Genomic DNA, 23,253 nt, shown 5'->3' with positions numbered 1-23,253 from the left:
AGAAGGTGAATGACGGGCCTCATCGAGACCACTGACCACGGCGACATCCGCGAGATCCGCCTCGCCCGCCCACCGGTGAATGCGCTCAACACCGAGTTGTGCCGTGCCCTCATCGAGGCGATCAACCGCGCGCTGGACGACGGCGTGCGGGGCATCGTGCTGGCGGGCAATCCGAAGATCTTCTCCGCCGGCATGGACGTGCCCTACCTGCTGTCACTGGGTGACAACCGCCCCGCGCTGCTCGATGCGTGGCAGGCGTTCTTCGGCGCGGCACGCACGCTGGCGGAATCCCGCATTCCCGTGGTGGCCGCCCTGACCGGCCATGCACCCGCGGGTGGCTGCGTGCTCGCGCTGTGCTGCGACTACCGCGTCATGGCGCGCAGCGTGGATTCTGCGCGGCCGTTCGCCATCGGCCTCAATGAAACCGAAGTGGGCCTGGTGGTGCCCGAGGGCATCCAGCGCCTGATGCGGCGCGTGGTCGGACCGTACCGCGCGGAACGCCTGCTGGTGGCAGGCGAGATGGTGCCGGCGGAGCATGCCCTGCAGATCGGCCTGGTGGATGAGCTGGTCGACCAGCAGGACGTCACCGCGCGTGCCGTCGCCTGGTTGGAGAAGCTGCTGCGCCTGCCCCACCACCCGATGCTGCAGACCCGTGCACTGGCACGACGTGACCTGATCGAGGCGCTCGACCCGGGCCTCATCCAGTTGGAGCGGTTCGTCGATGCCTGGCACGCACCCGACACCCAGGCAGCCCTGCACGCGCTGGTCGCCAAGTTGAAGAAGTGATCCGTCAGCTGCATGGCGCGACGCCATGCCGTCGTCACCCGCCGCGCGCGACCGGACGCGACGGGTCGCTGATCCAGCCACTCCACGAGCCCGCATAGACGCGGGCGCCGTGCAGTCCGGCATGCTCGAACGCGAGCAGCAGATGGCAGGCGGTGACGCCGGAGCCGCACATGAGCACGGTATCGGCGGGATGGCGGTCACCCAGCAGGGCCGAGAGTTCCTCGCGCAGTTCGTCCGCCGGCTTGAAGTGCCCTTCGCGAAGATTCAGGGCGAACGGGCGATTGATCGCGCCGGGCACATGACCCGCGATGGCATCGATCGGTTCGACATCACCGCGGAAACGTTCGGCGGCACGCGCATCGACCAGCCAGCCGCTGTCTTCGTCCAGGCGTTGCAGCACCTGGTCGGAGGTCACGATGCGGCCGGTATCGAATCTGGCCGGATAGGCGGCGACGGGAGCATGGGCCGACGTCTCATGCGTTTCGGGCAATCCACGTGCCCGCCAGGCGGCGATGCCGCCATCCAGCACCGCCACGCGCGCGTGACCCAGCAGTTTCAGCATCCACCACAGACGCGCCGCCGCCATGCTGCCATCGCCTGCGTCGTAAACCACCACCTGATGGGCAGGGGTGATGCCCCATCCGCCCAGCGTGCGCGCGAACGCGTCGCTGTCGGGCAATGGATGACGCCCCTCCCCGACCTTCGACAGGTCCGAGAGATCGCGATTGAGATCGGCATACACGGCACCGGGCAGATGCGATTCGGCATACGCCCGATGCCCTGCATCAGGCTCCGCGTTGAGCATCACGAAGCGCGCATCGACCAGCCGCAGCGAAGGATCCCCCAAGGCCACGGACAGGGCGTCGGCATCGACCAGGCTGGTCCAGTGCATCACACGCCCTCCAGGCGCTGCCGCAGGTTGAACAGGATCGCCGCCGTGGCACCCCAGATGCGCTGGCCGGGCCAGTCGTATTCCAGCACCGCGCGCCGGCGACCGCGATAGTCCACCTCCACGCGGCGAAGGTTGTCCGGCGACAGCAGATAATCCAACGGCACTTCGAATACGTCCGCCACTTCATTGGGTTCCGGCGTCGGCACATAGTCCGGATCGATCACCGCCACCACCGGCATCACGCGGAAGCCGCTGATGGTGGTGAACGGATCAAGGAATCCCAGGGGCTTCACCTGCGCGGGCAGCAAGGCGATTTCCTCGCGGCTTTCGCGGAGCGCGGCCGCCACCGCATCGATGTCCGAAGCTTCCATGCGGCCCCCGGGAAAACTGACCTGCCCGGCGTGGTGCCGCAGGCCGTCGGTACGGCGTGTGAGCAGCACCTGCGTCCCCTGCGCGCGCGGCACCAGGCCCGCCAGCACCGCGGCATCCGCGAGCGGACCGGGCGGCAGCAGGTCGATCAGTTCCTCATGATTCCAGCCCGCGCCGACGGGCACCGCATCGAGGGGATGCAGGGCGTGGCGCAGGCGATCGCGTTCGGCCAACCGCAGGTCGAACGGCTGCCGCGCCTCTTCACGCCGGGGCAGCACGGTTTCCATCAGCCGGAGGCGTTCGTCATCGTTCATCTGCGACCAGCGCGCGATTTCCGAAGTGGTGCGCAGGCAACCCTCGCAAAGCCCGTCGTCATCGAGTCTGCAGACGCCGATGCACGGGCTGAGCACGGCGCGGAATGCGGTATTCATGTTCTCGGACACCTGCGGAGGGTAGCGCGAAATCGCTTCGACCCCGCAAAAAGCACTGCGCCGGCTGGGTGGCCGGCGCAGGGTGACAGCATCATGGCTCGAACCGGCCTTGGCCGGGATGACGCGATGACCAAGGCGTCCGCGCCAAGCGCGGACGTGTCATTGCATCACTTGACGCTGACGAGCTTGATTTCGAAGACCACGGCGAGGTTCGGCGGGAAACCCGTGCGCGGGTCGGCGCCGTACGCCTTGTCCGGCGGCAGGGCCACTTCCCACTTCGAACCGGCCGGCATCTGCTGCAGCACTTCACGCATGGCCTGCATTTCCACCGCGCTGAGCTTCAGGTCGTTCATCTGCTGCGGCGGACGGGCCTCGGCCGGCTTCTGGCCGAACGGGTACGGACCGGCCACTTCCAGCTGCACCGTGCTGGCCTGCGTGGGCTTGGCGCCCTTGCCGACTTCCAGGATGCGGTACTGCACGCCGCTCGGGAGCGACTGCACGCCGGCCTTGGCCTTGTTGGCAGCCATGAACTGGTCGCTCTTGGTCTTGTTCTCGGCGGCGACCTTGTCGTACTCGGCCTTGGCCTGCTGGGCACGCGTCTGTTCGCGCTTCTGGAAGGCTTCCAGCGCCGGCTTCAGCTGTTCGGCGGTGAGCGCCGGTTGCTTCTTGCCGAAGGCATCCTGCAGGCCCTTGACCACCGAGTTGATGTCCAACTGCTCGCCACGGGCGGTCAGTTCGGCCAGGTTGTTGCCGTAGTCATAGCCGAAGTAATAGCTCAGCTTGCCCTTCTCGGACGTCGTGTCCTGGGCCAGGGCGCTACCTGCCATGGCGAATGCCGCTACAGCGACCACTAACGAACGCAACTTCATCAAAACTATCTCCGGGTGGTGGCAAAGGGCGGCGGTACCGCCTGGAATGGACGCGCTAGGATAGCCGCCGGGGCGCTTAACCGCCACTGACGACGGGCTCCTGTGACCGGGCCTCCGGCGCAGAGTTCCCTCTTTACCTAAAATTTACAATTTCCCCCGGAAAAACCCATGTCCGAGACCCCTGTACTGATCGCCGATGCGGATGCCGTTCGTCGCATCACCGTCAATCGGCCCGACAAGCTGAACGCTTTGAACGGCGCCACCCTGGATGCGTTGCAGGACGCATTCGACCAGGCCGCACGCGATGCGTCGGTGCGGGTGGTCGTGCTGACGGGTGCGGGCCCCAAGGCCTTCGTGGCCGGGGCCGACATCGCGGAAATGGCCGATCTCCGCGCCACCGAGGGTCGCGACTTCTCACTGCGTGGCCAGAAGGTGATGCGCACCATCGAGACACTGCCCAAGCCCGTCATCGCGATGGTGAACGGGTTCGCGCTGGGCGGCGGACTGGAACTGGCGATGGCCTGCCACCTGCGCATCGCCGCCGATACCGCCAAGGTCGGCCAACCGGAAATCAACCTGGGGCTGATTCCCGGCTTCGGTGGCAGCCAGCGCCTGCTGCGCCTGGCCGGCCGCGCCGCCACGCTCGAACTCTGCCTGCTGGGCGCGCCCATCACCGCGGAGCGCGCATTGCAGCTGGGCATCGTCAACCGCGTGGTGGCAGCAACGGAACTGGAGGCCGAGACGCACAAGCTCGCCACGCAACTGGCGGCGTCCGCCCCGCTCGCCCTGCGGGCGACCCTGGACATCGTCAACATCGGTGGCGAATGCGCCATCGAGGAAGGCCTGCAGTACGAGTCGGCGCAGTTCGGCCTGATGTTCGCCACCGATGACATGCGTGAAGGCACGCGCGCGTTCCTGGAACGCCGCAAACCGGACTTCGGCGGACGCTGATCCCCGAAAGCGACCGCACAGATGCCCTCCGGTACCTTCCCCACCTGCCCGACCTGCGAACACGCAGGGCACCTGCTTGCGCTGGTCGCCGCCGACGACCTGGATGCCGCCATCGAGGCCGGGCTGATGGCTTATGTACCCTGCCGCACCTGTGAGGGGACGGATCGCGACGCCATCGATCTGCTGGTGCGGACACAGGCCCGACTACGCGATGCGTGGGATGCCCGCGAACGCTACCGCCTCCGGAACGCACGCCTGGCCCGGCGTGCCGCCGAGCGCGATGCACGACGTCCTGCGGCGCCGCAGCCGGATGCGCAGGCAGCGCAACGTAAACCCGCCCTGCCCAGTGCGGCAGCGGATATCCTGGCGCGCGCGAAAGCCAAGGCCGCCGAGCGGATGAAACGATGACGGCAACGGCGCGACGCAGCGCGACGCTCAAGCGCGACGAGGTGGTGGAGCTGTTCTCGCGCCTGCGCGAGCTCAATCCCCGGCCCACCACCGAACTGGAGTACAGCACGCCGTTCGAACTGCTGGTGGCGGTCACCCTGTCGGCGCAGGCCACCGACGTGGGCGTCAACAAGGCAACGCGCCGCCTGTTCCCCGTCGCGAACACGCCGGCCGCGATCCTGGCGTTGGGGGAGGAAGGCCTGAAGAAGTACATCTCCACCATCGGCCTGTTCAATGCCAAGGCAAAGAACGTCATCGCCACCTGTTCCATCCTGCTGGACAAGCATGGCGGCAAGGTGCCGCGCTCGCGCGAGGCGCTGGAGGCCCTGCCGGGGGTGGGACGCAAGACCGCCAACGTCGTGCTCAACACGGCCTTCGGCGAACCCACCATCGCCGTGGACACGCACATCTTCCGTGTGGCCAACCGCACGGGGCTCGCACCCGGCAAGGATGTGCGCGCGGTGGAGGACAGGCTGCTGAAGGTGGTGCCGGCGGAGTTCATGCAGGATGCGCATCATTGGCTGATCCTGCATGGCCGCTACGTCTGCAAGGCGCGCAAACCGGATTGCCCGCAATGCATCATCCGCGACATCTGCCGGTTCAAGGACAAGACGCTCTGACGCGGCCGGATTGTCTGCCGCTGGCGCGGCCTCGGCGTCATGCCGCCTGCCTGCTATCGCGGGCCGGCTGATCCTGCATGGCCGCTACGTCTGCAAGGCGCGCAAACCGGATTGCCCCCAATGCGTCATCCGCGACATCTGCCGGTTCAAGGACAAGACGCCTTGCATGGCATTGGCATGTCCGCAGTCGAACTCCCTTGTAGGAGCGACGTAAGTCGCGACCGTGCATCCCGGCGGCTGCGGAACCAGGTGATGCATGCAACACGTCGGTCATCGCCGGAACGCTGTTTGTTCCCATGCGGTCATGGTTGGCGGTCGTGACTGACGTCACTCCTACAAAAAAGCCACCCAGAAAAAACCCCGGGACATGCCCGGGGTTTTTCGCTTCCGTCCGGCGTGATGCTTACCAGGCGAACTGCGTGCGCAGTGCGTACTGGGCGGTTTCGTCGCCGGTGACTTCGTTGTCGCCCTGCGTGTAATTGAACATGAAGCGCAGGTTCGGGTTGACGTAGTAGTTCATGCCGAGGATCCAGCTGGTGACTTCGCGGTTGAGCGTTTCGTTCTCGGCGTAGTCGTAGCGGGCGGTCAGTTCCCACAGGCCCTTGTCGACGTACTTCGGCGATGCGAACACGCCCGTCGCGGCCTTGTAGCCCTTGTGACCACCATTGAGCATGAAGCTGCCCTGCACGTAGTAGCTGGTCACGTCCTGGTCGGCGCCGATCGGCTGGCCGAAGGTGGCGTCGGCGTATTCGGCCTGGAAGAACGCCGGGCCAAACGAACCGGCGGCTTCCAGCGCATACGCCGTCACCTGGTTGCGGCTGGCGCCGGTGGTGGTGGCGATGGCCTGCGAGGGACCCCGGCGGCCGGCGTAGTTGAACGTGGCAGCCAGGTTGTCCGAGCCGTTGTTCGCGTTCTCGTAGCTGTACCACGCACCGAAATGCAGGGTGTTGTTGTCGTTGTTGATCGGCGCGAAGGTCACGCGGCCGGCCGAACCCACACCCTCGTTGCGCGAGTTGGCGGCACCGCGCAGGTTGAACACGCTGACACCCGCGGTGTAGTTCTCGCCGGCACGCAGGTAGCCCACGCCCTGCTGGAACTGGCGACCGCTGAACAGGCCGGTGGCCGAGGCGAACGGACGCTCCATCATCAGCAGTTCGTTGGAGCTGGTCAGTTCTTCCATGGCGCGGTAGGGCTTGAAGTGGCCGATGGTGAACTTGCCGCCCAGTGCCGACTTGGCGATGTAGGCGTCACGCAGACCGTCCAGGTTGGTGCCGGCGCCGAAGTCCTGTTCCAGCTTGTATTCCCAGCCATAGGCCTTGCCACCCAGGGTCAGGCGTGCGCGACGGAATTCGGTGGTGCCGGTGGTGGCGGCCAGGTCGCGGTCGAAGGCGTAGGTGTCGAAATGGATGCGGCCGCCGACCGTGGCTTCAAACTTGCCATCGGCCGATGTGACCTTGATGCCGCCCTTGGTGTCGATCTTGGGCGAGCCGGTGTTCAACTTGTCCAGCTGCTGCGCGGTGTCCAGGTTGACGTCGGACTGCGCGTCGGTGCGCTCTTCCAGTTCCACCAACTTGGCCTGCATGGCTTCCAGCTGCGCCCTGAGTTCGGCGATCTGCTGGTCACGGTTGTCGGCGGCGGACGCCGAGAAGCTGGTGCTGCCCATGGCGACGGCAAGCGCGGCAGCCAAGAGGGAATAACGCATGGGAGGACTCTCCAAAGGGTGGAATAAGTAGGTGTTCGCCGCTTTGCGAGCCCCCGATTCCCTTCGGAAATCATTAAGCGCCCGTCAAAGATGCGCTAAGGATGGGTGTGAAATCTTGCAGTCACATGTGAATCAGGTGACTGAAATATGACAGCGGGCAGCCAGCCGCCCGCGCCACCTCTCTATATGGATGTCGAGCGCGCCGACCGCTTCCACAGCCTGCTGGACGACCGCGTCGGCGTGATGACAGTCCGATGCGCGCAGGCCGTGGACTGCCCGGATCGCGATGGCGCGGGCGGAACGGCCCGCCGTGCGCCCCGCCCGCGCCGTCATGCCACTGACTTAATGCAGACACCGATCTGTCACACAAACGTCGTGGAATGGTCAGCCAACGGGCACGCCCGTGCCGATCCACCCTGCCTTCTCTCAGGAGACTTACGTGTTCAACTCGCTCAAATCCCGCGTTGCGCTGCTTGCGCTCGCCTCGGCCTTCTCGGTCAATGCCCTGGCTGCCGACGTGACCGGTGCCGGCGCCTCGTTCGTGTATCCGGTGATGACCAAGTGGTCGGCCGACTACGCCAAGGCTTCCAACAACCGCGTCAACTACCAGTCCATCGGTTCCGGCGGCGGCATCGCGCAGATCAAGGCCGGCACGGTGGATTTCGGTTCGTCCGATGCCCCGCTGAAGCCCGAGGAACTGGCCAAGTACGGCCTGGCGCAGTTCCCGTCGGTGATCGGCGGCGTGGTGCCGGTGCTGAACGTGGCCGGCCTGAAGCCGGGCCAGTTGAAGCTGGACGGCCCGACCCTGGCCAACATCTTCCTGGGCACCATCAAGACCTGGAACGACCCCGCCATCGCCGCGCTCAACCCCGGCCTGACGCTGCCCGCGCAGCGCATCACCGTCGTGCGTCGTTCGGACGGTTCGGGCACCACCTTCAACTTCGTCAACTACCTGTCCAAGGTCAGCCCGGAGTGGAAGAGCAAGGTGGGTGAAGGCACCACCGTGCAGTGGCCGACCGGCGTGGGCGGCAAGGGCAACGAAGGCGTCGCTGCCTACGTGAAGCAGATCAAGGGCGGCATCGGCTACGTCGAACTGTCGTATGCGCTGCAGAACAAGATGGCCTATGCCAGCCTGAAGAACGCTGCCGGCAACTACGTGCAGCCCAGCGAGGAATCCTTCGCCGCCGCCGCCGCCAGCGCCGAGTGGGGCAAGTCCAAGGACTTCTACCTGGTCATGACCAATGCGCCGGGCGCGCAGTCCTGGCCGATCACCGCCACCAACTTCATCCTGATGTACAAGGCGCCGAAGAAGGGCAACAAGGATGCCCGCGACTTCTTCCGCTGGGTCTACGCCAACGGCGACGCCCAGGCCAAGTCGCTGGACTACGTGCCGCTGCCGCCGGCCCTGGTGCAGCAGATCGAGACGTACTGGAAGGCCAACCTGAAGTACTGAGCCGCATGTCCCGGCGCGACTCTCCCCGCGCCGGGGCCGGATGCAACGCTCCCTCCTCCGTTTGCATCCACGGGCGGGCCTTCGGGTCCGCCCTTTCTTTTGGGGCGATGCCCCCGGCGAAGCGTCGCATGACGGCGCGAGACCGGCATGTCATCACGCTGTAACAAAAACATCATTTCATAGCGTGGATCACACACGACACGTCTCCTGGAGCCTGCCCATGTCAGCCCGCCTCTTCCGTCTTGCCGGCCTTTCCCTGGCCACCGTCCTGTTCGTCGCCGCCTGCGGTGGCAAGCCCGACGCCCCCGCGGCGGGCGCTGACGGCAACGCCGCCCCGTCGACCGGCGGCAGCACCCAGCAGATTTCGGCGGAGATCACCGGCGCCGGCGCGTCCTTCATCTATCCGCTGATGGCGCGCTGGTCCACGGACTACAACAAGGCCACGGGCGCGAAGATCAATTACCAGTCCATCGGCTCCGGCGGCGGCATCGCGCAGATCAAGGCGGCCACGGTGGATTTCGGTTCGTCCGACAAGCCACTGTCTTCCGAAGAACTGGCACAGGCCGGCCTGGGCCAGTTCCCGTCCGTCATCGGCGGCGTGGTCCCCGTCATCAACGTGGAAGGCCTGCAGCCGGGCCAGCTGAAGCTGAGCGGCACCGTGCTGGCCGACATCTTCCTGCACAAGATCACCACCTGGAACGATCCGGCCATCGCCGCGTTGAATCCGGGCGTGGCGCTGCCGGCCGGCAAGATCAATACCGTGCACCGCTCGGACGGGTCGGGCACCACCTTCAACTTCGTCAACTACCTGTCCAAGGTCAGCGGGGAGTGGAAGACGAAGGTTGGCGAAGGTACCAGCGTCAACTGGCCCGGCGGCGTGGGCGGCAAGGGCAACGAAGGCGTGGCCGCCTACGTGCGCCAGCTGAAGGGCTCCATCGGTTACGTCGAACTGGCCTATGCGGAGCAGAACAACATGTCGTACGCGGCGCTGCAGAACGCGGCCGGCCAGTTCGTGCAGCCCACCGCCGAAAGCTTCGCCGCCGCCGCGGCCAGCGCCGACTGGGCCAATGCCAAGGACTTCAACCTGGTCATCACCAACGCACCGGGCGAGCAGGCGTGGCCGATCACCGCCACCAACTTCATCCTGGTCTACAAGCAGCCCAAGGATGCGACGAAGGCCAAGCACACGCTGGACTTCTTCAAGTGGGCCTACTCGCAGGGCCAGGCCCAGGCCAACGAACTGGACTACGTGCCGCTGCCCCCCGAGCTGGTGAGCCAGATCGAGGCCTACTGGGCCGCCGAGATCAAGCTCTGATCCATCGCACCGGGCTCCCCATCGGGCCGCCCGGTGTCATCACGCGGTAACCGCCACAGCGTGCACTTGACCACTTCGTACGAACCCCCTCCCCTCCGCTCCCGGGTTGCATGAACGCTACCGCCCTCCCCGCTTCCCTGTCGGACGTGCGCACCACGCGTGACGCGCGTGCCGACAAGCTGTTCCGCTGGACCATGACCGCGGCCGGCATGTTCGTGCTGGTCTCGCTGATCGCCGCTGCGCTGTCGATGCTGTGGGGTGGCCGCGAAGCCCTGCAGACCTTCGGCCTTGGCTTCTTCACCAGCACCGAATGGAACGTCGGCACGCGCGAATTCGGTGCGCTGGTGCCGGTGTTCGGCACGCTGGTCAGTGCCGGTGTCGCCATGCTGATCGCGGTGCCGGTGAGCTTCGGCATCGCGGTGTTCCTGACCGAAGTGGCGCCGGCGTGGATGCGCGGGCCGGTCGGCATGGCCATCGAGCTGCTGGCCGGCATCCCGTCGATCATCTACGGCATGTGGGGCCTGTTCGTGCTGGCGCCGCAGCTGAGCGAACACGTCTACCCCTGGATCAATGACAACCTGGGGCAGCTGCCGGTGATCGGCGCCGTCCTGTCCGGTCCCCCGCTGGGCATCGGCATGCTGACGGCCGGGCTGGTGCTGGCCATCATGGTGATCCCGTTCGTGTCGTCGGTGATGCGCGAGGTCTTCCTGACCGTGCCGGGCCGGCTGAAGGAGTCGGCCTACGCGCTGGGTTCCACCAAGTGGGAAGTGGTGTGGGACGTGGTGCTGCCGTACACGCGCTCGGCGGTGATCGGCGGCGTGTTCCTCGGCCTGGGCCGGGCCCTCGGCGAAACCATGGCGGTGACGTTCGTGATCGGCAATGCCTACACGATCAGCGCGGCGCTGCTGGAGCCGGGCACGTCCATCGCCTCCACCATCGCCAATGAATTCGCCGAAGCCACCGACCCGCTGCACAAGGGCTCGCTGCTGCTGCTGGGCTTCACTCTGTTCCTGCTGACCTTCATCGTGCTGGCGATCGCCCGCCTGATGCTGCGCCAGCTGGCCAAGCGGGAGGGCAACTGATGTCCGCGTCCCTGTACACCTTCCGCAAGGTCAAGAACGGCGTCGCGCTGACGCTGTCCATCGCGGCCGCGATCTTCGGCCTGATGTGGCTGGTCTGGATCCTCTGGACCACGATCACCAAGGGCATGAGCAGCCTCAACCTGGACCTGTTCACCCAGATGACCCCGCCGCCGAACGAACCCGGTGGCCTGGCGAACGCGTTGTTCGGCAGCGTGGTGATGAGCCTGCTGGCCATCCTGCTGGGCACGCCCGTCGGCGTGGCAGCCGGCACCTACCTGGCCGAATACGCCAACAGGCACTGGCTGGGCGAAACGGTGCGCTTCGTCAACGACATCCTGCTGTCGGCGCCGTCCATCGTGCTGGGCCTCTTCATCTACACCGTGATGGTGGCGCAGATGGGCCACTACTCGGCCTGGGCGGGTGCGGTGGCGCTGGCGTTCATCGCCCTTCCCGTGATCGTCCGCACCACCGACGAGATGCTGCGGCTGGTGCCGCAGCAGATGCGCGAAGCGGCGTTGTCGCTGGGCGTGCCGCAGTGGAAGGTGACCACGCAGGTGCTGATGCGTTCTGCATTGCCGGGCATCGTCACGGGCGTGCTGCTGGCGCTGGCGCGCATCAGCGGCGAAACCGCACCGCTGCTGTTCACCGCCTTCAACAACCAGTTCTGGAGCACCGACCTCAACCAGTCGATGGCCAATCTGCCCATGGTGATCTTCCAGTACGCCATGAGCCCCTACGACTCGTGGAACTCGCTGGCCTGGGCCGGTGCGTTCCTGGTGACCGCCCTGGTCCTCCTGCTCAGCCTCGCTGCGCGAACCATCCTTCTTCGAAACAAGGTGACCCATGAATGACGCGGCCCGCATTTCGGTCGTTGCCACCCAGCGCCACGACGAGCACAGCGCGCAGGCCAAGGTGAAGCTGGCCGCCAAGGACCTGGACTTCTACTACGGCGACTACCACGCGCTGAAGAACATCAACCTGGAGATCCCCGAGAAGCGCGTGACGGCGCTGATCGGTCCGTCCGGTTGTGGCAAGTCCACGCTGCTGCGCGTGTTCAACCGCATCTATTCGCTGTACCCCAAGCTGCGCGCCACCGGTGGCGTGCTGCTGGACGGCGAGAACATCCTGGACAGCAAGTACCCGATGAACCGCCTGCGCAGCAAGGTGGGCATGGTGTTCCAGAAGCCGGTGCCGTTCCCGATGACCATCTACGAGAACGTCGCGTACGGCATCCGCCACCACGAGCGCCTGGGCAAGGCCGACATGGACAACCGCGTCGAGCAGGCCCTGCGCCAGGCCGCCCTGTGGGACGAGGCCAAGGACAAGCTGAAGCAGAGTGCGCTGGGCCTGTCCGGCGGCCAGCAGCAGCGCCTGTGCATCGCACGCGCGGTGGCGCTGCGTCCGGACGTGATCCTGCTGGACGAACCGACCTCGGCGCTGGACCCCATCTCGACCAGCAAGATCGAACAGCTGATCGAGGAACTGAAGCACCAGTACACCATCGCCATCGTCACCCACAACATGCAGCAGGCCGCGCGCGTGTCGGACTACACGGCCTTCATGTACCTGGGCGAGCTGGTGGAGCACGACGTCACCTCGACGATCTTCTCCAAGCCCGGCAAGCAGCAGACCGAAGACTACATCACCGGCCGGTTCGGCTGAGGACCCCTGATGAACACCCAACCGCACGACCATATCGTGAAGAGCTACGACGAAGAACAGCGCCGCATCGTCGGCGAGATCGTGCGCATGGGCGAAACCGCCGTGGCGCAGCTGGAGGCCGCGCTGGACGTGGTGGAGCGCCGCGACGACAAGGCCGCCCAGCGCATCATCGCCAACGACGAGGCCATCGACGCCATCGAGCACCAGGTCAGTCATGACGTCATGCACCTGGCGCTGCGTGGCCCGATGGCACGCGACCTGCGCGAGATCCTCGCCGGCCTGCGCATCCCCGCCGACATCGAACGCATCGGCGACTATGCGGCCAACGTGGCCAAGCGCTCCATCGCCCTCAACGTCTCGCCGCCGATGCCGCAGATCACCGGCCTGCGCGCGCTCGGCAAGCTGGCCGTCCGCCAGGTACGCGACGCCCTGACCGCCTACCAGAACGGCGACGCGGAATACGCCGTGCACGTGCGCGCCCGCGATGCCGAACTGGATGCGCACTACACGGCCCTGTTCCGCGAGCTGCTGACCTACATGATGGAAGACCCGCGCAACATCACCCCGTGCACGCACCTGCTGTTCATGGCCAAGAACCTGGAGCGGATCGGCGACCACGCGACCAACATCGCCGAGAACGTCTGGTTCCTGGTCCATGGCGAACAGCCGCTGCCGCCCCGCGACAAGCGCGACGAGACCAGCACCACCGGCGCTGTCTGAACCGCGCCGCACCGCAACATCGCGCCCCGCCCGGCCACCCCGGCGGGGCGCATGCTTTCCACAAGCGGCGCATACGGACTGATAACGTCCAGCGACTACACTGGCGCCACTTCCGTGCGGACGTTCCGCACTCCACTGGAGAGACCACGATGTCCAAGACGTCCCCCAAGCCCGCCGCCATCGCCATTGCCCTCGCGGGCGGCATCGCACTGTCGGGTTCGGCCTTCGCCATGCAGCCGATGGCCCAGGGTTACCTGTTGTCGGCCGGCGAGACCGCCAAGGCCGCCGAGGGCAAGTGCGGCATGGCCAAGGCCGACAGCGACAAGGACGGCAAGGTGTCCCAGGCCGAGTTCTCTGCCGCGCATCCCGACAAGGCGGACAAGTTCGCCACCATCGATGCGAACAAGGATGGCTTCATCGACGCCGCCGAGCACAAGGCTCATGCCGGTGCCAAGGGTGGCGAAGGCAAGTGCGGTGAAGGCAAATGTGGTGAAGGCAAGTGCGGCGGCAGCAAGAAGACCGACGGCACGCCGTAACCCCCTGCACGCGCTGTGGACTCCGTCTTCCCCCGGGAAGGCGGAGTTCCGCGATACCCGGACGCGATGAGCCCCCTGTTTCCTCCTGACGCCGCCGGCCTGGGCCTGCGACGGGCACTGCTGGACGAACTGCGCGCCGCGCCGGCCGGTGCCTTCGATTTCCTGGAGTGCGCCCCCGACAACTGGATCGGGGTGGGCGGACGCCTGGGCGAGGCGCTCGCGGACCTTTCCGCGCGCCATCCGATCACCTGCCACGGCTTGTCGCTTTCGCTGGGGGGCGTGGAGCCGCTGGACGACACCTTCCTGGCCCGCACCCGGCGCTTCCTGGACCAGCACGGTGTCCGCCTTTACAGCGAACACCTGAGCTACTGCGCCGACGACGGTCACCTGTACGACCTGATGCCGATCCCCTTCACCGAGGAGGCCGTGCGGCACGTCGCCGGCCGCATCCGCCACGTACAGGACCTGCTTGGCCGCCGCATCGCGGTGGAGAACGTGTCGTATTACGCCGCCCCGTTCCAGGCGATGGACGAGGTGGATTTCGTCACCGCGGTGCTGGTGGAAGCCGACTGCGACCTGCTGCTCGACGTCAACAATGTCTATGTCAACGCCATCAACCATGGCTACGACGCGCACGGTTTCCTGGCACGCATGCCCACGGACCGCATCGCGTCGTACCACATCGCCGGCCACTACGACGAAGCCGAAGACCTGAAGGTGGATACCCACGGCGCCCCGGTGAAGGACGCGGTGTGGGACCTGCTGGATGCCGCCTATCGGCTGCATGGCGTACGGCCCACGCTGCTGGAGCGCGACTTCAATTTCCCTCCCATGGCGACGCTGCTGGACGAAGTGCAGCGGATACGCCACGCGCAGCAGGCCGCCACCGTGGCAACGCAGGCCGCGCATGGTTGAGACGCTGCGCGCGCAACAGTTCGCGCTGTCGCGCCACCTGCGCGATCCCGAGGCCAATCCACCGCCGCCCGGCATCGAGGACCGGCGCCTGGCGATCTACCGCGACCTTTTCTACAACAACATCGAAAGCCTGCTGTCGGCCAACTTCCCGGTGATCCGCAAGACACTGGGCGACACGCGCTGGCATGCGCTGGTACGTGGTTTCCATGCCGACCACCGCAGCCACACGCCGCTTTTCCCCGAACTGGGGCGCGAGTTCATCCGCTACGTCGAAGGCCGCGCGGATGCCGCGGCGGAGCAACCGCCCTGGCTGCTGGAGCTGGCCCACTACGAATGGATCGAACTGGCGTTGCAGATCGCCGACGACGAGGTGCCACCCCACGATCCCGATGGCGACCTGCGCACCGGCGTGCCCCTGCTCTCCCCCTTCGTCCGCGCACTGGCCTACCAATGGCCGGTGTCGCGTATCGGGCCGGATTTCCAGCCGGACACGGCGCCGGCAGCGCCGACCCTGATCCTGGTCCGGCGTGACGCGTCGCAGTCGGTGCGTTTCGCCGAGATCTCGCCGCTCGTGTACCGGCTGCTGGAATTGCTTGGCCAGGCCGACGACACCGGCGAAGCGATCCTGCGTGCGCTGGCCGCCGAAGCCGGCGCGGACGACCTCGCGGACTTCCTCGACCAGGGCACCTCCATGCTGGAACGCATGCGCACGGAAGGCACCGTGCTGGGCACTCGCCCCGCCCTTCCTGCGGGAGCGACGTAAGTCGCGACCAGGAACAGGAAAGCACGGGGCATGGATCATGACGGATCAACGCCGGCAAGGTTTTTTGCCTCGATGTCCATTCATTCACCCTGATCCACATTTCCCGTTCCCTACAGTTCACGGTCGCGACTTACGTCGCTCCTGCAGGGATACCCCGCGGCTGTTAGGTCGCTGGCCGGGGAAGCGCCCCGGCTCTGCTACGCTGTCGCGCATGGACAACACCCCCACAGAAGCCTCCACCATCACGCCCATGGCCCGGCGTTTCCGCGGCTACCTGCCCGTGGTGGTCGATGTGGAGACGGGGGGCTTCGATGCCACGCGCCACGCCCTGCTCGAGCTGGCGGCAATTCCGCTGGAACTGGACGAGAACGGACTGCTGGTGCTGGGGACGACGTCGAGCGTGCACCTGCACCCCGCGCCCGGCACCGAGATCGATCCCAAGTCGCTGGAGATCACCGGGATCGACCTGGACCACCCGTTCCGCTTCGCCAGGCACGAGAAGGAAGCGTTGGACCATGTGTTCGCGCCTGTACGCGCCGCGGTGAAGAAGCACGGCTGCCAGCGCGCGATCCTGGTGGGCCACAACGCGCACTTCGACCTGGGGTTCCTCAACGCCGCGGTCACGCGCGTGGCGCACAAGCGCAACCCGTTCCATCCTTTCAGCGTGTTCGACACCGTCACGCTGGCCGGGGTCGCGTACGGCCAGACCGTGCTGGCGCGCGCCGTGCAGGCCGCGGGGTTCGACTGGAACGCGGACGACGCGCACTCGGCCGTCTACGACGCCGAACAGACCGCGCGGCTGTTCTGCAAGATCGCCAACGGCTGGCCGAAACCATTGGGCTGACCTCACCCGCAGGAGCGACGGCATGCGGCTGACCGCGATCCAGGCCAACATCACGACGCTACCGTTGGATGCCATCGTCAACGCAGCGAACAGTTCGCTGCTGGGCGGAGGTGGCGTGGACGGTGCCATCCATCGCGCCGCGGGTCCGGACCTGGTGGCCGAATGCCGCCTGCTCGGTGGTTGCCGCACCGGGGAAGCGAAGATCACGCGTGGTTACCGGCTACCGGCACGCCACGTCATCCACACCGTGGGTCCCGTGTGGCGCGGCGGCGACCAGGGCGAGGCGAACCTGCTTTCCGACTGCTATCGCAACAGTCTGGGATTGGCCGCACGGCATGCCGTGCACCGCATCGCCTTCCCCTGTATCAGCACCGGCATCTATGGCTATCCCGCTGCCGATGCCGCGAGGATTGCGGTCGAGACGGTGCGCGCGACGCTCTCCGTGGCAGCGGCGCCGATGGACGTGACCTTCTGTTGTTTTTCGGCTGGCGACCTGGCGCTTTACCAGGCGCTGCTGGACTGACCTAACCCTCGCCACTGCCCGCGGCATCCACCGGAGGCCGCGACGTCATCGCGGCTCCTGCGGAAGCGAGGATGATCGCGGCGATGGCCAGCCACTGCAGCAATGACAGCCGCTCGTGCAGGAACAGCAGGCCACACAGTGCGCCGATCGCCGGCTCCAGGCTCATCAGCATGCCGAACGTGCGCGTGGGCATCTTCGTCAGCGCGATCATCTCCAGGCTGTAGGGCAGCGCGGTGGACAGCAATGCCACGCCCAGGGCGATCGGCAGCAACGCGGGCGACAGCAGGTCGGTGCCGGCATGCACGACGCCGAACGGCACCGCGACGACGGCGGCGATGAAGGTGCCCAGTGCCACCGTCTGCGGGCCATGCTCGTTGCCGGCTTTCTGCCCGAACACGATGTACAGCGCCCAGCACACGCCCGCGCCCAGCGCATAGGCCGCTCCCACCGGATCGAGGGACTGCGCGCCGCTCTCCGGCACCAGCAGGATCAGTCCGACCACCGCCAGCACGACCCAGGCGACATCACGCAGGTGGCGCGAGCCGAACAGCGCCACGGCCAGCGGCCCGGTGAACTCCAGTGCGATGGCGATGCCCAGCGGCACGGTCTCCAGCGCCTTGTAGAACATGAGGTTCATCAGCCCCAGCGAGACACCGTAGAGCAGCAGCGACGGCCACTGGTGCCGCTCCACGCGCATGCGCCAGGGCCGGAAAACGGCCGCCAGCACGAGCGTGGCGAGTGCGAGCCGCAACGCGGTGGCGCCCGTCGCACCCACGGCCGGGAACAGGCTCTTGGCCAGCGAGGCGCCGGACTGGATGGACAGCATGGCGAACAGCAGCAGGGCGACGGGCTGCCAGCGCGAGGAGGCGCCGGACGAGGACGTGGGGTTCATGACGGCACCAGCACGACGGCACGCGGCGTGCGCTTGTAGGGGAAGACGACTGCGCACTATATTGCGCAATCGAAGCTTAGCCTATGCGCAATATATTGCGCAACCCTGCCCATGAGCGTACTTGAACACGTTGCCGAGAACGTCCGCCGCCTGCGTACGGGCGCCGGCCTGAGCCAGCAGGGACTGGCCGACGCCTCCGATGTCAGTCGTCGCATGCTGGTCGCCATCGAGTCCGGCGACGCCAATGTCAGTCTCAACACGCTGGACCGGATTGCCGAGGCCCTGGGCGTGTCGTTCGCCGATCTGGTCAAGGCGCCGGACAACCCCCGCCTCGACCGCATCGAAGCCCTGGCCTGGAGCGGGCGCATACCCGGCTCGCAGGGCGTACTGCTGGCCACCGCGCCGGCGTCACACGATGTGGAGTTGTGGGCCTGGACGCTGATGCCCGGCGACCGCTACGTCTCCGCGGCGGATCCGGCCGGCTGGCACGAGATGTTCTTCGTCATCCAGGGCCGGCTGGTGGTGGAACTGCCGGAGGGCGACCGCGCCATCGACGCCGGCGACTTCTTCGTCTTCCCCAGCAACCGCGACTATGCCTACCGCAACGACGGTTCCGAGCCGCTGCGCTTCATCCGCAACGTCGTCCACTGACCGGGCGAAGGATCATCTGGCTGGCGGCGCGATGCCGTGCCGTCGCAGCACGTCGCGTACGCGGTCGAGCGGAATCGCCTCGACCGTCTGCCCATTCCCGGTCATCGTGGTCGCCATGAACAGCGAGTTGTAGACCGCTTCCTCCACCGCATCGACGCTGGCCTGGAACACGGCACTCATCTCGTCGTTCGCCAGTTCGGTCGTCGTGTGCCGCGGTGCGTCGAACACACGACGCACAGATGCAGCGGTCGAGAACGCCACGACATAGTCGCCGCTGCCGTTGGAGGCGGAGCTGCCCGTGCGCCCCAGCCCCATCATCGCGCGTGAGGCCACCCGCCGCAGGTTGCGGTCGCTTAGCGGTGCATCGGTGGCGATGACGATGATGATCGAGCCATCGCCGCGGTCGTCCGCCGCACCCGGCCGCTGCCGTGGCACGGGTTCGTCCTGCACGGCGACTGCGTTCTGGAAGGCGTAGCGGTCCAGCTCACGCCCGACCGGCGCGCCTGCCACCTGCAGCACACCGCCGAAATTGCTCTGCACCAGCACACCGACTTTCCAGCCGCCGAGCGAGGCCGGCAGTACGCGCGACGATGTGCCGATGCCACCCTTCCAGCCAAACGCCACGGTACCCGTACCGGCACCCACGCTGCCTTCCTGCACCGGCCCCGCCGACGCGGTGGTCAGGGCACGCCGTACGGACTCGGCGGTGACCGGCCGTGAACGGATGTCGTTGAGACCGCCGTCGTTGGTCTCGCCGACCACGACGTTGATCGACCGCACCTGCTGCATGTCCGGCTGCTCGAGCAACCATGCCGCCATCGCATCGCCCGCCTTCCATACGCACAGCGTGCAGGTCAGCAGGATGGGGGTTTCCAGCTCGCCGAGTTCATTGACCTGCGTGCTGCCCATGAACTTGCCGAACCCGTTGCCGACATGCATGGCCGCCGGCACCCGCGAGCGGTAGGGGTTGCCGGCATGCGGCAGGATGGCGGTGACGCCCGTGCGCACGGTGTCGCCCTCGCGCAGCGTGACCTGCCCTACCCGCACGCCGTCGACATCGGTGATGGCGTTGAGCTTGCCGGGCGCGAAGATGCCCGGTGCCACGCCCAGGTCGCGTGCGCGCACGCGGGGCGCCTCCTGGGCCGAGGCGGCGAACACCGACAGCCCCAGCAGCAGTGCCGCCAGTCGATGCAACAGATACGGCGACACAGGGGCCATGTGGGTTCCTCTACAGGCGCTGGCGGACGGCCTCGAACAGGGTGATGCCCGTGGCCACGGAAACGTTGAGGCTTTCGATGTCGCCCGGCATCGGGATCTTCACCAGGCCATCGCAGTGTTCGCGCGTCAGGCGGCGCATGCCGTCGCCCTCGCCACCCAGCACCAGCGCCACGTTGCCACGCAGGTCGGTGGCATACAGCGACTGCTCCGCTTCGCCGGCAAGGCCGTAGATCCACACACCCAGCTGCTGCAGGTCGCGCAGGCAGCGCGACAGGTTGGTCACGGCGAACACCGGGATGCGGTCGGCGGCACCGGCGGATGTCTTGCGGACGGTGGCGTTGATGCCGACCGACTTGTCCTTCGGGAACACCACCGCCGTCACGCCTGCGGCGGCGGCGCTGCGCAGGCAGGCACCCAGGTTGTGCGGGTCCTGCACGCCGTCCAGCACCAGCACCAGCGCCTTGCCTTCGGCGGCCTCGACCAGCGCCGGCAGCTCGCCTTCGTCCCACGTCTTGGCAGCCGCATAGCGTGCGGCCACGCCCTGGTGGCGCAGCGAACCCGCCACGCCACTGAGCGCCTGGGCGGTGACGCGGCGCACTTCGATGTCCTTGCGGCGCGCGTTCTCTTCGATCTCGGTCAGCCGCGGATTCTTGCTGCCGCCTTCAACCAGTACTTCGCGCACGTTCTCGGCATCGTTCTCGATGGCCGAAGCCACCGCGTTGACACCGACGATCCATTGGTTCTGTTTGCTCATCTTTCGCTGCAGTCAGGTTGATGCGCCCGGGGGCGCGGCAGGGCATGCACGGAAGGCTTCGCGGCCATCGCCGCTCCGGCATGCCCTTCGATCAGTACTTCTGTTTCCTGCGCTTGGCCGGCTGCCCGCGCGGGGGCGGCGGCACGTCAGCGGCGTCCTTCTCGTCGACAAGACGGAAGTCGATCTTGCGCTCCTCCAGGCTGGCCTTGAGCACGATGATGCGCACGCGGTCGCCCAGCCGGAACGACCTGCCACGGCGCTCGCCGGACAGGGTCTTCCGCAACGGATCGAAGTGGTAGTAATCGTGCGGCAACTGGGTCACGTGGACCAGGCCGTTGACCTTGGACTGGTCCAGCTCCACGAACAGGCCGAAGCTGGTCACGCCGCTGATGACGCCATCGAACTGGCCGCCGACGTGCTTCTCCATCCAGGCGGCACGGTAGCGCTCGTCGACTTCGCGTTCCGCATCATCGGCACGGCGCGCGCGTTCCGAGCATTGCAGCGACAGCGCGGCCATCTCGTGCGGGGAGTACTGGAATTTCTCCGGCTTGCCCTTGGTCAACGCGTACTTGATGGCCCGGTGGACCAGCAGGTCGGGGTAGCGCCGGATGGGCGAGGTGAAGTGCGCATAGGCTTCCAGCGCCAGGCCGAAATGGCCGGCGTTGTCGGGCGAATACACGGCCAGGCTCTGGCTGCGCAGTACCACCGACTCCAGCAGGGCCACATCGGGACGCTCGCGGATCTTCTTCAGCAGCTGGGTGAAATCGCGGGGCTGCACCTTGGCCCACGGCGGCAGGCTCAGCTTGAACTCCTTCAGGAACTCCAGCAGGTCGGCGTACTTCGATTCCGGCGGCCGGTCGTGCACGCGGTAAGGCGCGGGAATGCGCGCGCCCAGCAGATACCTGGCCGCTTCCACGTTGGCCGCGATCATGCACTCCTCGATCAGCTTGTGCGCGTCGTTCCGCTGCAACATGCCGGCCTGGGTGACTTCCCCGCGGTTGTCCAGCTCGAACCGGACCTCGGAGGTCTCGAACTCGATCGCGCCCCGCTTCTCGCGTGCCTTCGCCAACAGGCCATACAGCTCGTGCAGGCGCTCGACCTGCGGCAGCAGCGCGCCAATGGACGCGCGTGACTCGGCATCGTTCTCGCCGACCGCCTTCCAGACCTGGTCGTAGGTCAGGCGGGCGTGCGAACGCATCACGGCCTCGTAGAACTTGGACTGGGTGACTTCGCCTTCGCTGTTCACCTGCATGTCGCAGACGAAGCACATGCGGTCCACGTTGGGGTTCAGCGAGCAGATGCCGTTGGACAAGGTCTCCGGCAGCATGGGCACCACGAAACCCGGGAAGTACACCGAGGTCGCACGCTTCTGCGCCTCGTCGTCCAGCGGGGTGCCGGGACGCACGTAATGCGATACGTCGGCAATGGCGACCACCAGGCGGTAGCCGCTGCGGTTCTTCATGCGCAGGCCTTGCCGGTTGCTTTCGCAATACACGGCATCGTCGAAGTCCTTGGCATCGGCACCGTCGATGGTGACCAGCGGCATGTCGCGCAGGTCGACGCGGTTGCCGATCATCGAAGGCTCGATCACCAGCGGCACGGCGGTGGCTTCGTCCAGCACTTCCTGCGGGAATTCGTGCGGCAGGTCGTGGCCATGGATGGCCGCTTCCACCACCAGCGAAGGCGTCAGGCTGTCGCCCAGCACGGCGATGATGCGGCCGATGGGTGGACGGCGCGCGTCCGGCGCCTGGGTCAGTTCGCACACCACCAGCTGGCCATCGCGCGCACCGCCGGTGGCATCCTGCGGCACCTGGACGTTGCGCTGGATGCGCTTGTCGTCCGGCACCACGTAGGCGATGCCGGCCTCCAGGCTGAAACGGCCGATCAGGCGGTTGAGGCGGCGCTCCAGTACGCGCGCGATGCTGCCCTCGCGGCGGCCACGGTGGTCGATGCCGGTGACGTTGGCCAGCGCGCGGTCACCATGCATGACCTTGCGCATTTCATAGGGCGGCAGGAACAGATCGTCGCCCCCCGCCTCCGGGCGCAGGAAACCGAAGCCGTCCGGATTGGCGATCACCACGCCGGCGATCAGGTCGGTCTGCTCCACCGGGGCGAAACCGCCACGCCGGTTCTGCACCAGCTGGCCATCGCGGACCATCGCCCCCAGCCGCTTGTTCAGCGCGTCGAAGCGGTCGGGTGCGTCCAGGCCAAGCGGACCGGCGATCTGCTCTGCGGTCTGTGGACCATCCGCGGCTTCCAGGAAGGCCAGGATGGCCTCGCGACTGGCGATGGGTTGCTCATAGCGTTGCGCTTCGCGCGCGGCGTGGGGGTCGTGGATGCCGCCCCCCGGGGATGGCGAGCGCCGCGGCCCTTGGCTTCGCGCCGCGGGCGCGGATCTGCCGCGTGCCGGCGGCTTGCCGGCGGGCAGGTCGGGCATCCAGGGGGGCAACGATTTCTTCGCCGGCTTGCCGGACTTGGCGGATGTACCGCCCTGATGCCCGCGTGCGCCAGCACCGCTGGATTTGCCGGACTTTCCTGCTGGCGTTTTACCGCCGCCACTCGTGGTTTTTCTGGTCATCCGGCCATGGTACACCCCGGCCGAATAACGCCGCGCGAAATCAGGCGTTGACAATCCTGCGCGTACCCACCAAAATTCGCGCCCTGCACACCTGCCCAGGTGGCGGAATTGGTAGACGCACTAGTTTCAGGTACTAGCGGGTAAAACCGTGGAGGTTCGAGTCCTCTCCTGGGCACCACGCATAACGAGACCCTCGCGCAAGCGGGGGTTTTTCGTTAGCGCCGATCAAACGCGATCTCTGCTGTCCTGCGGCCGACGAAGGCCTTGCACCCTGCACACG

At 66.8% G+C, this 23,253-nt stretch carries 24 protein-coding genes, 1 tRNA gene and 1 pseudogene; 18 read left to right on the top strand and 8 right to left on the bottom strand.

What is annotated here, in order from left to right; genetic code table 11:
• Positions 1–9 precede the first annotated feature (9 nt).
• Complete coding sequence (locus OVA13_RS01255; RefSeq protein WP_267792034.1) at positions 10–786, top strand: enoyl-CoA hydratase/isomerase family protein; 777 nt, start codon at positions 10–12, stop codon at positions 784–786.
• Between the two features lie 34 nt (positions 787–820).
• On the opposite strand, the gene OVA13_RS01250 is transcribed toward OVA13_RS01255, so the two are convergent.
• The 3 genes from OVA13_RS01250 to OVA13_RS01240 form a co-directional block, all read right to left on the bottom strand.
• Positions 821–1,678 (bottom strand): sulfurtransferase, encoded by an 858-nt coding sequence (locus tag OVA13_RS01250; protein WP_267792033.1) that lies wholly within the window; start codon positions 1,676–1,678, stop codon positions 821–823.
• The gene (locus OVA13_RS01245; RefSeq protein ID WP_267792032.1) at positions 1,678–2,478 is read right to left on the bottom strand and encodes a CoA pyrophosphatase; all 801 of its coding nucleotides are present in this window, start codon (positions 2,476–2,478) and stop codon (positions 1,678–1,680) included. The genes OVA13_RS01250 and OVA13_RS01245 overlap by 1 nt, the downstream gene beginning before the upstream one ends.
• Positions 2,479–2,645: 167 nt before the next feature.
• A complete protein-coding gene (locus tag OVA13_RS01240) occupies positions 2,646–3,347 on the bottom strand; it encodes an FKBP-type peptidyl-prolyl cis-trans isomerase (protein ID WP_267792031.1) in 702 nt (233 codons plus the stop codon).
• A gap of 168 nt (positions 3,348–3,515) precedes the next feature.
• On the opposite strand from OVA13_RS01240, the gene OVA13_RS01235 reads away from it, so the two are divergent.
• The 4 genes and pseudogenes from OVA13_RS01235 to OVA13_RS01220 all read left to right on the top strand — a co-directional run.
• Positions 3,516–4,298: an enoyl-CoA hydratase/isomerase family protein gene (locus OVA13_RS01235; RefSeq protein WP_267792030.1), complete on the top strand. Its 783-nt coding sequence runs from the start codon at positions 3,516–3,518 to the stop codon at positions 4,296–4,298.
• Positions 4,299–4,319: 21 nt separating this feature from the next.
• Entirely contained in the window at positions 4,320–4,706 is a 387-nt protein-coding gene (locus tag OVA13_RS01230; protein WP_267792029.1) for a hypothetical protein, read from the top strand.
• Positions 4,703–5,365 carry an endonuclease III gene (nth, locus tag OVA13_RS01225; protein WP_267792028.1) on the top strand — a complete coding sequence of 221 codons (663 nt, stop codon included), beginning with the start codon at positions 4,703–4,705 and terminating at the stop codon, positions 5,363–5,365. Before OVA13_RS01230 ends, nth begins: the two co-directional genes overlap by 4 nt.
• Positions 5,366–5,432: 67 nt before the next feature.
• Positions 5,433–5,579 (top strand): annotated as a pseudogene (locus OVA13_RS01220) (hypothetical protein); the annotation flags it as partial.
• Positions 5,580–5,768: 189 nt separating this feature from the next.
• On the opposite strand, the gene OVA13_RS01215 reads toward OVA13_RS01220, so the two are convergent.
• Positions 5,769–7,067 carry an OprO/OprP family phosphate-selective porin gene (locus tag OVA13_RS01215; protein ID WP_267792027.1) on the bottom strand — a complete coding sequence of 433 codons (1,299 nt, stop codon included), beginning with the start codon at positions 7,065–7,067 and terminating at the stop codon, positions 5,769–5,771.
• Between the two features lie 439 nt (positions 7,068–7,506).
• Here OVA13_RS01215 and pstS (OVA13_RS01210) point away from each other — a divergent pair, with 439 nt between their 5' ends.
• The 11 genes from pstS (OVA13_RS01210) (at position 7,507) to OVA13_RS01160 (ending at position 16,880) form a co-directional block, all read left to right on the top strand.
• Complete coding sequence (gene pstS, locus OVA13_RS01210) at positions 7,507–8,520, top strand: phosphate ABC transporter substrate-binding protein PstS (RefSeq protein ID WP_267792026.1); 1,014 nt, start codon at positions 7,507–7,509, stop codon at positions 8,518–8,520.
• A 220-nt stretch (positions 8,521–8,740) separates the two neighbouring features.
• On the top strand, positions 8,741–9,835 hold the full coding sequence (gene pstS, locus OVA13_RS01205; protein WP_267792025.1) for a phosphate ABC transporter substrate-binding protein PstS: 1,095 nt from the start codon (positions 8,741–8,743) through the stop codon (positions 9,833–9,835).
• A 110-nt stretch (positions 9,836–9,945) separates the two neighbouring features.
• The gene (gene pstC, locus OVA13_RS01200; RefSeq protein ID WP_267792024.1) at positions 9,946–10,917 is read left to right on the top strand and encodes a phosphate ABC transporter permease subunit PstC; all 972 of its coding nucleotides are present in this window, start codon (positions 9,946–9,948) and stop codon (positions 10,915–10,917) included.
• A complete protein-coding gene (pstA, locus tag OVA13_RS01195; RefSeq protein WP_267792023.1) occupies positions 10,917–11,768 on the top strand; it encodes a phosphate ABC transporter permease PstA in 852 nt (283 codons plus the stop codon). Before pstC ends, pstA begins: the two co-directional genes overlap by 1 nt.
• Positions 11,761–12,579: a phosphate ABC transporter ATP-binding protein PstB gene (pstB, locus tag OVA13_RS01190; protein WP_267792022.1), complete on the top strand. Its 819-nt coding sequence runs from the start codon at positions 11,761–11,763 to the stop codon at positions 12,577–12,579. Before pstA ends, pstB begins: the two co-directional genes overlap by 8 nt.
• Positions 12,580–12,588: 9 nt before the next feature.
• Positions 12,589–13,299: a phosphate signaling complex protein PhoU gene (gene phoU, locus OVA13_RS01185; protein ID WP_267792021.1), complete on the top strand. Its 711-nt coding sequence runs from the start codon at positions 12,589–12,591 to the stop codon at positions 13,297–13,299.
• Positions 13,300–13,448: 149 nt separating this feature from the next.
• Positions 13,449–13,835: an EF-hand domain-containing protein gene (locus OVA13_RS01180; RefSeq protein ID WP_267792020.1), complete on the top strand. Its 387-nt coding sequence runs from the start codon at positions 13,449–13,451 to the stop codon at positions 13,833–13,835.
• A 66-nt stretch (positions 13,836–13,901) separates the two neighbouring features.
• Positions 13,902–14,750 carry an HvfB family MNIO-type RiPP peptide maturase gene (locus OVA13_RS01175; RefSeq protein WP_267792019.1) on the top strand — a complete coding sequence of 283 codons (849 nt, stop codon included), beginning with the start codon at positions 13,902–13,904 and terminating at the stop codon, positions 14,748–14,750.
• Positions 14,743–15,513 (top strand): HvfC family RiPP maturation protein, encoded by a 771-nt coding sequence (locus OVA13_RS01170; protein WP_267792018.1) that lies wholly within the window; start codon positions 14,743–14,745, stop codon positions 15,511–15,513. Before OVA13_RS01175 ends, OVA13_RS01170 begins: the two co-directional genes overlap by 8 nt.
• A gap of 211 nt (positions 15,514–15,724) precedes the next feature.
• The gene (gene rnt / locus OVA13_RS01165; protein ID WP_267792017.1) at positions 15,725–16,357 is read left to right on the top strand and encodes a ribonuclease T; all 633 of its coding nucleotides are present in this window, start codon (positions 15,725–15,727) and stop codon (positions 16,355–16,357) included.
• A 22-nt stretch (positions 16,358–16,379) separates the two neighbouring features.
• On the top strand, positions 16,380–16,880 hold the full coding sequence (locus OVA13_RS01160; RefSeq protein ID WP_267792016.1) for an O-acetyl-ADP-ribose deacetylase: 501 nt from the start codon (positions 16,380–16,382) through the stop codon (positions 16,878–16,880).
• A 1-nt stretch (position 16,881) separates the two neighbouring features.
• Here the strand turns inward: OVA13_RS01160 and rhtA are convergent, their stop codons facing one another.
• The gene (gene rhtA / locus OVA13_RS01155) at positions 16,882–17,772 is read right to left on the bottom strand and encodes a threonine/homoserine exporter RhtA (protein ID WP_267792015.1); all 891 of its coding nucleotides are present in this window, start codon (positions 17,770–17,772) and stop codon (positions 16,882–16,884) included.
• Positions 17,773–17,883: 111 nt separating this feature from the next.
• Between rhtA and OVA13_RS01150 the strand changes: the two genes are divergently transcribed.
• Positions 17,884–18,423 (top strand): type II toxin-antitoxin system RelB family anti-toxin, encoded by a 540-nt coding sequence (locus OVA13_RS01150; RefSeq protein ID WP_267792014.1) that lies wholly within the window; start codon positions 17,884–17,886, stop codon positions 18,421–18,423.
• Between the two features lie 12 nt (positions 18,424–18,435).
• Here the strand turns inward: OVA13_RS01150 and OVA13_RS01145 are convergent, their stop codons facing one another.
• The 3 genes from OVA13_RS01145 to rnr form a co-directional block, all read right to left on the bottom strand.
• Positions 18,436–19,641 carry a DmpA family aminopeptidase gene (locus OVA13_RS01145; protein WP_267792013.1) on the bottom strand — a complete coding sequence of 402 codons (1,206 nt, stop codon included), beginning with the start codon at positions 19,639–19,641 and terminating at the stop codon, positions 18,436–18,438.
• Positions 19,642–19,651: 10 nt separating this feature from the next.
• Positions 19,652–20,395: a 23S rRNA (guanosine(2251)-2'-O)-methyltransferase RlmB gene (rlmB, locus tag OVA13_RS01140; protein WP_267792012.1), complete on the bottom strand. Its 744-nt coding sequence runs from the start codon at positions 20,393–20,395 to the stop codon at positions 19,652–19,654.
• A 91-nt stretch (positions 20,396–20,486) separates the two neighbouring features.
• A complete protein-coding gene (gene rnr, locus OVA13_RS01135) occupies positions 20,487–22,973 on the bottom strand; it encodes a ribonuclease R (protein ID WP_267792011.1) in 2,487 nt (828 codons plus the stop codon).
• Positions 22,974–23,066: 93 nt separating this feature from the next.
• Between rnr and OVA13_RS01130 the strand changes: the two genes are divergently transcribed.
• Positions 23,067–23,151, top strand: a tRNA-Leu gene (locus tag OVA13_RS01130).
• Positions 23,152–23,253: the final 102 nt, after the last annotated feature.

This window comes from Pseudoxanthomonas sp. SL93 (genome assembly GCF_026625825.1).
Taxonomy (GTDB): Bacteria; Pseudomonadota; Gammaproteobacteria; order Xanthomonadales; family Xanthomonadaceae; genus Pseudoxanthomonas_A.
Note: the sequence above shows the minus strand (reverse complement) of the source record. Positions and strands in the feature narration are given on the sequence as shown.